This is a genomic window from Leifsonia sp. SIMBA_070 (genome assembly GCF_046534635.1).
Lineage (GTDB): Bacteria > Actinomycetota > Actinomycetes > Actinomycetales > Microbacteriaceae > Leifsonia.
On the sequence record NZ_JAWRYK010000644.1, the window covers coordinates 1 to 251 of the forward strand.

Annotated in this window: 1 pseudogene; it reads right to left on the bottom strand. The window is 70.1% G+C overall.

Going from position 1 to position 251, the window contains the following annotated elements:
- Positions 1-237: pseudogene (locus SB754_RS21810) on the bottom strand (hypothetical protein); the annotation flags it as partial.
- Positions 238-251 lie beyond the last annotated feature (14 nt).

Consider the following 251-nt stretch of genomic DNA (forward strand, 5'->3'; position numbering starts at 1 on the left):
GTGTACGAACAGCGCGGCAGGTACCGCCACCACCGCGAACACGATCGCAGCGACCACCGCGCAGACGTGAAACGCGGACTCGAACGCTTCGGCGGGCGGCTGTGTCCGCAGGGCCTCGGCCAGCTGCGCCGTCAGGATGGATCCGAGCACGCTGGTTCCGAGGACGCCGCCGAGCTGGCGGAACATGTTGACCGTGCCGCTGGCCATCCCGGCCTGGGTGGGGACGACGCTGTTCATCGCGGCGGCAGTGG